Annotated in this window: 6 protein-coding genes; all 6 read right to left on the reverse strand. The window is 54.6% G+C overall.

The annotated features are described in order from the left end of the window. Positions 1 to 89 precede the first annotated feature (89 nt). Positions 90 to 938, reverse strand: a complete 849-nt coding sequence (locus tag B3M52_RS15100; protein ID WP_075195613.1) for a DNA ligase — start codon at positions 936 to 938, stop codon at positions 90 to 92. After that, positions 926 to 1,372: a DUF4124 domain-containing protein gene (locus tag B3M52_RS15105; protein WP_075195612.1), complete on the reverse strand. Its 447-nt coding sequence runs from the start codon at positions 1,370 to 1,372 to the stop codon at positions 926 to 928. The genes B3M52_RS15100 and B3M52_RS15105 overlap by 13 nt, the downstream gene beginning before the upstream one ends. Before the next feature lie 117 nt (positions 1,373 to 1,489). Beyond that, positions 1,490 to 2,362, reverse strand: coding sequence for a hypothetical protein (locus B3M52_RS15110; protein WP_075195611.1), 873 nt, complete (start codon positions 2,360 to 2,362; stop codon positions 1,490 to 1,492). Then, on the reverse strand, positions 2,337 to 5,204 hold the full coding sequence (locus B3M52_RS15115; RefSeq protein ID WP_075195610.1) for a toxin VasX: 2,868 nt from the start codon (positions 5,202 to 5,204) through the stop codon (positions 2,337 to 2,339). The genes B3M52_RS15110 and B3M52_RS15115 overlap by 26 nt, the downstream gene beginning before the upstream one ends. After that, positions 5,197 to 6,063: a DUF4123 domain-containing protein gene (locus B3M52_RS15120; protein ID WP_075195609.1), complete on the reverse strand. Its 867-nt coding sequence runs from the start codon at positions 6,061 to 6,063 to the stop codon at positions 5,197 to 5,199. The genes B3M52_RS15115 and B3M52_RS15120 overlap by 8 nt, the downstream gene beginning before the upstream one ends. Further along, the coding region (locus B3M52_RS15125) for a type VI secretion system Vgr family protein (RefSeq protein ID WP_414673600.1) at positions 6,063 to 6,853 on the reverse strand (791 nt) is incomplete at its 5' end. The genes B3M52_RS15120 and B3M52_RS15125, both read right to left, overlap by 1 nt.

Raw genomic sequence — 6,853 nt, forward strand, 5'->3', positions numbered from 1 at the left:
TGGAAAGATATAGAACGACCACGGTTAAAACCACTGTAGCACAAGGTATGGGGCGGTAGATGAAGACCTCGTAATTGAGCGCCCCAGGATCACGGCGCCTCGGGTTCGTCATTGCGAATCCGCAGAAAACTGGCAAATCTGGGAAGGCCTGTCGACGTGAAGCCGTAATATTTATAGGTAATGGTAGCCCCAACCGGCGGCGGATCTTCCCGTTGCTCATCACTGAATCCGGTACCAATGTGGAACTGGCGGCCATCATTCCGCCTTACTAGAACTGATCCAAGCATGCCTTCGTATTTTCCGCTGCCGGCAAGATGCGCTACCACGACCGCCTCGGCATCATCGTAACGCTTCACCTTCAACAGATCATCTGAACGGCCAGTTGAATGAAGGCTGCCGCCGCGACGCAGCATCAAACCCTCGCCGCCCTCGGACACCACCTTGTCCAGCGCCGACATCAAACGCTCATGATCCGTGGCCTTACGTTGCACGACCATGGCCAGGAATGGCGACGGTGATGGCTGCACCAACGCTTCCATAGCCGCAACACGTTCAGCAAAGGGCTGATCGAGCGCCGGAAGGTCAAACACCATAAACCGGATCTGGCGCCAACTGGGATCGACCGGTTCCAGCCGGCGCACCGCGCCGGACAGCTCCGCAAACCGGCCTCGCCCCATCCAGAGTTCGCCGTCCATGGGCACATCGGGAAAGCCCTCAGTAAACCAGTCAGGCGCCCGATACTCGTTGCCACCCCGGGACCAGAACCGCTCACCGTCCCAATAGGCCCGTACACCGTCCAGTTTCTCGCTTACCCAATAATCATCGAGGGCAACGCCTTCGTCGTAGACACCGGCCAGCGCCAGTTCCGGTGGTTCTGCATAGGCGTTGAACGCGGTAAAGAGGGCGAAAGCAAACCAAAACGGAATCAGGCGCCGCATTCACTCTGTACCTTCGCACGAAACTCCTGGCGGATACGCTCATTCTCCTCATCGTCGACAAACACCCGCTCGCCCTCCTTGTTCAGCCGGTACATACGTGAAACGCTCTTAAGATGCTTCAACCGTGCCCGTAAGGACTCACAAAGAGCCTCATGCTTAGCCGCTTTCGCCTCCTGCTTGGCTTTCGCTTCATTGCGCTCAGCCCGCTCCTGTTCGGTTTGCTCGAGGAATTCATTCATCCGCTCCTTGCGCGCGCGGGCATCGGCATCCGAAGACGGTGCGGGGGCTTTTAGCTCTACTTCATCAGAGGCTGCATTCACCGGCGGTCGGTCCCCGAAGTGGGTCTGGCCGTTTTCATCGACCCAGCGGTAGGTACCGGCCTGGGTGATGGGGGTAATTAGGAGGCAGAGGAGGAGTAGGAGTCCTTTCTTCATTTTTTAATCTCCGTATACGGGACTATAGTTACAACTTACAAGCAGGAAGACCGGCAGGCCGCTCATCTTGGTTGCGATCCGCATAAGCCGAAGTCAGCTTGTGCAAATAGCGGAGAATCAGTAGTAGTTAATCTTCCCAAATATTGCTTCAATCTCTTTCGGCCATTTGTATTTTGAGGGTGTATACTTCGACCATACTATGGTCGGCATAAAGAAGAAAAATAATACATGCCCGAAAATACGACGACCCATTTGGCCAGCCACGTGCTGATTATAGGAGTCATAATTTGCTCCGTAGAGATTCTCCTCATCCTCTTCAACAACCCCCTCGTCGTAATACCTGACAATGAAATTCCATTTCCGATACATATCCTCTTCCTTAAACCCAGAAAAGATCTTCTTGCGCTGTAGGGGCATCTTGGGGGGCTTCCCGCAAAAGTAATGCTTTTCCCGCATGAACAGGTGGGCGTAGTACTGCCGCTCCCACACTACCCCAGAGCCCAGATACTGCCAGTTGTAGGAAAAGGTCACTTCCAGCTCGTCCCAGGGAATCCGGTAGAAGGTGCCGCGGTGTCCTATGTAGACGAACCCCTCCTTCCGGTCGATCCGGACCGGCAGCGTGTACGGAAAGAAGATTTCGAACAGGTAGACGGCCACCCAGACAGGACCAAAAGCGATCAATACTCCAAGCAACGCCTTTGAGTAGAACAAGCTAACAATCCAACCCAACGCCAGAACAATTATCATGAACATACTTACGATGACTGGCATGGCCCTTCGAAGAGACAAGAAGGCCGTCCTAATGTCCATGAGCCGCTCACTAATGAAAGCAACGCCTTGATCCATTCCTTCCGAGGAATCGGACACCCCCGCCACCTTACGGGCCGGCGGACTGGCAAGCCGCGCACCATGGGTGCGGTACAGCTTCTTTTCCAGTTGTTGCTCCAGGTCCGTTTCCGGAAAATCACACTTCAAAGGCGAGTCTTTCATCGACACCCAATTCCTCCACATCGTTTCCGTCCAGAATAAAACGGAGCCCGTTTTCACCCGTCACTTTCCGTCCATCCTTCTCGTACTCGATCAACAGTTCAAGCTGTTCCCACCCGTCGTGGTTGTAGTGGGTAAACCCGTACATCAGCCCTTGGGGAGAGGGGTCTATCGTCCTCCTGCGATCAAACAGGTCGGTGATATCGCTCGAATCGTCGTCAGAAAACCAGTTCCTGTTCGCCTCGAACAGCTTGATGGAAACCGCGCAAGTCCCCTCAACAAAACCCGGGAAATACACTGCGAAACTCGTAAATTCCGACAGGACCTTATGTTCGCCCTGCCGGGATATAGCCCAATTCTTGGGCATGTACTCGGTTATCCGCACTATGGGCGAGAACAACATGTAGTAGAACGCATCCAGTTCCGCTTCAAAATATTCCCGGATTTCTCCGCCCTCGTCCGTAGAAGCGATGGTCCTGCTTGACTCCAGCAGTTCCGCGCTTGATGGCCGGGACTGATCATCCCAGTAACGCAACGTCGGCGCGTTGCCCCAGAATGACAATGACAAGAAATCCTCAATCCTGGACCGGGCGATGTATAGCTGAACCATGCTGATGACGAAGGAGACTGCGATCAGAACCGCGCCCACCACTAGCACAACGGCCACGCCTGCCCCGGTAAACGCACCCGCCACAGCCAGCGAAGCCAGAGAAGTGATACCGATGCTCAGCCCAATCTGGACCCCGGACAGAGCCACCATTGCGTGATGGCCTGTGTCCAAGGCCTTGAGACCCCGCCTTCCTTCCAGACCTATCGACAGTAAAACACCGACATAGGGAAGGGTCTTTGTGGTGATTGTCACGAAGCCCTTAGCAGCAACAGACAAAATCTTCACATCCTTTAAGATACTTAGAGCCACCGACACCCTCGCCCCAGCGGCCGACAAGTTTGCCCCGAGGGCTTTCGCGTACTCCTCCTTGATCAGCAACCCGCTGAGGTTAACCACACCTTCGCCGATGCTCCACAGGCCAGATACAAAATACCCCCACCGGTCGATGACGGATCGGTCGCCCAGCATTACATCCTGCTGGGTCTTATCCAGGCCGGAGAACAGGCTTGCCACATTAATCGCGTGGAAGAAGGTCACGGCTCCAATGAACTTGCCCCGGTTCTGTTTAATGCTTTCAACCACCGGGTCCAATCGGGTATGAAGCCAGCCAAAGGGGTTGTCCTTGAAATCCGGGGTCAGGTGGAACACGTCGATCATGGTGCCACGCAGGTAATTCCTGATCCTGGCATCCGCCATGCCGGCAGCCAGCGGCGTCATTGTCAGTTCAGACAGGTTATGGCCAGCAGCTTCCAGTGATTTGCGGTGGACCGCCGTGAGCAGGTCCGTCGCGGTATTCAGGGTGATTCCCTGTCGATGAACATCTATGCCATAGCGTTTCTGGACGGCCTTGGTCCATTTTTTCCACTGCGGCCAAGTCTGAGGGTCTTTCGCCCAGGTTCCCATCTTTGCGGCGGGGGCGGCAAATTCCAGCATCAGAACATCAGTGGCAGTGCTCACTCGCACATGTGCCGGCATGTCGAAGATACTGTCGACGATCTTCAGGCGACCATAATCAAAACCGGGAAGGTCTTTCAGTTTCTGGGCAATACCGTTGGTGGCAGATGCCAGGAACAGCACGGTACTGAGCATGTTTCCGACCGTACCGGCTTCGCCTTCGTCTGCAGCCAACCACTCTTCGGCGTCTTCCTTACCCTTTTCGGCACTGACATAGCCATCCAGTATATCTGCCAGTTCCTGCTCAACCGCTTCGAACCCTTCCGCACAGTAGCAGTCGTTGAACTCCAGTTTCCGGGCCAAATGGTCGGAGTCAACCCATCTCTTCCAGTCATCGAATACACGACCACGTGCTTGGTCGTATTCCTCAATTCTCTTATGGTAACCCTCTACGAACGCATCCTTGTCAGCGGAACGAATGCGTTCTTTCAGTTCTTCTGCATTCTCATCCCGCTCTTCTTCCGTTTCCTTCTTGCTGGCCTCACGGGCGATGAGCGCATCCACCATCTGGGAGGTGGAGTAGGCATATGCATTCTCCTCCGCGTAATTCGTAATCAGATTTACATGAAGCGCATGCAGTTGGCCCAGCTCGGAGGTGATACCGATTTCATCGTTAAGGGCAACGCAGTACGAAAACTCAGTTTCTTTCTTGCACTGCCCCTGCAAATCCGACTCGCTGATTCCTTGGGCGAAATCCGTCAGGCTCCACTCGAAATCCATTGGTTCTGGCCGAAAATCTTCAACCACTCCGTTTATGGCTTCGGTTTCACTGATATTTGCACCTTCACGCTTTTCCGGAAGCCCGCTCAAGTCAAACGGCTGCATATGCTCGTCGCGGACCTGTGCATCTGTTCGTACAAGTTCCTGCAAACGCACAGTCCATCGATGCTGCACGAATTTCAGGAGCACCTTTCCTCCAGCCGGGTGATGTATAGCGGGCAAAGCACGTTCAGCATCGACATCTGGAAGCAGTACAGAGTTCACACCGGGCTGTACTTCGGTTATCAGGCCCTGCTCATTGACCCGGTACTCATGTAGCGTTCCGAAAACTTCGGAGAACATGTAGACCCAACCGGGTGTCAGTTTTCGAACACAGTAATGAGTGGTTCCAAGCGCCACGGAAGGTGGGCGGAAGTTGGGGGGCAAAGTAACCTCTTCCTGACTGATCGCCCAGCGCACCGGATACAATGCAACGGTTTTGAGCTTGAGAGGGCACATCTGTGCCGCTGAGTCGATGTCATCAGCACCCTGTAAAAACGCTGAGCTGTTAGCACTACCCATGGACCAGTCCCTCCGTAGACTTTTTCTCGGCGAATTCTGCAATTCGCGCTATGGCTTTGCCTGGTACTGCGGAATTCTCTTTCCACAGAGTCTGTACTTCACTGCCTTCGAATGCATGGTGCCCAAGCCAGCCGATTGTGTTGATATACAGGGCGATACCGCGGGTACTGTACAATCCCCGCGCTTTTGCTCCGTCGACTAGCGCAGAGACTGCCCCCCAATCCTGCCCATCTGCATTCGTTTTCTGAAGCAAATGGGGAAAGTAGTTTGCAACGTGAAGCTCGAGCTTCCTGAGGGCCGTCTCTTCCGCTGCTCTCTCCATCGCAACCTGGTGTTCCTCACGAATGCTGAACATCTCAGCCTGTTGCTCACTATTGGGTTGGTCATTGTGAAAGAACTCCCACTCACCCGTGCGACGATCCTGAATGGCGAACAGGCTACAAGGCCCCATCAATCGCCTCACATCTTCACCTGATGAATCCAGCTTCAACAGATGCCGCGCGATTTCAGGATCATAGAATCGGAACACAACGTCATCCCCCGTCACCAACCTGGCCATAAGCAATCCACGCAAATGGTCCATGACCCCTTCAAAATTGCAGTCAGACTGCATTGCGATCGCTACACCCTGAGACTTCCACTCTTCGAAACATCTAAGTGCCAGAGAGCTGTCTATTCCCGTTTCAACCAGCCATGGTGAAATTTCCAAAAGGTCAGCAAGCTCAGTTTCCCTGTAGAGCGCATCGCAATGAGGTGTTTCTAGTTCACGATAAATAATCTGGGACAAATCATTCACTTTTGCACCGTCGACAAGAATGAACGTTCTGCCCTTATCGGGAAATTCAGCCAGCTTACCCATCAGACCGCCCCTTGCGATTCTGGCGAGCAAACCTGGCAGATACCCTTACCCTGGTTCGCGGCATTTTTGATGGCGCGTATCTGGTCGGGCTTGGCCATCGGTCTTTGGGGTGTCTCCAGCAGTTCTTCAGCCGCAACAGCCCCACCATTCTTCTCCACCAACCCCGGCATTTCCGGCACCTGAACCTTCTGCCCACTGCCCTTACCCGGCGATCCACCGGCATTCAGCTTGATGGCGGCGCCGCCCATGGCGACACCGCTGGGATCGATCTTTACGAAACTGCCGCCGGCCTTGAGGGTGATTTCCGCACCCGCTTCGATGACGGCTTTCTGGCCGGCCTTGATGTGCAGTTCGGTACCGGAGTCGCTGAGCCAGGCGGTGCCGGCTTTCAGGTGCAGGGTGCCGGTGACGTTGAAGCTGTGGTCCTTGCCGGTTTGTTCCCGTTTCTCACCGTCCACGGTGGCGTGGTCATTGCCCTTGATGTGGGCCTTGCGATGGCGGTCCACGGTCAGGTGGCTGTCATTTTTGATGACTTCGGTGCGGTTGTTTTCCGTCAGCAGGTCCAGGTCTTTCTGGGCGTGGACGTAGATCTGTTCCTTGTCCGCTTCATCCTCGAATCGCAGTTCGTTGCTGCCCTCACCCTTGTGGGTCTGGGTCTTGAGAGTGGTTCTGGTCTTGTGCTCCGGCAGCGCGTACGGCGGGGTGTTGGTGGCGTGGTAGGTTCTTCCGGTAATGATCGGCTGGTCCGGGTCGCCGTCCAGGAAGCTGACGATGACTTCGTTGCCGATTC

Origin of the sequence: Marinobacter sp. UBA2688 (genome assembly GCF_002352785.1) — a bacterium.
Taxonomy (GTDB): Bacteria; Pseudomonadota; Gammaproteobacteria; order Pseudomonadales; family Oleiphilaceae; genus Marinobacter; species Marinobacter salarius.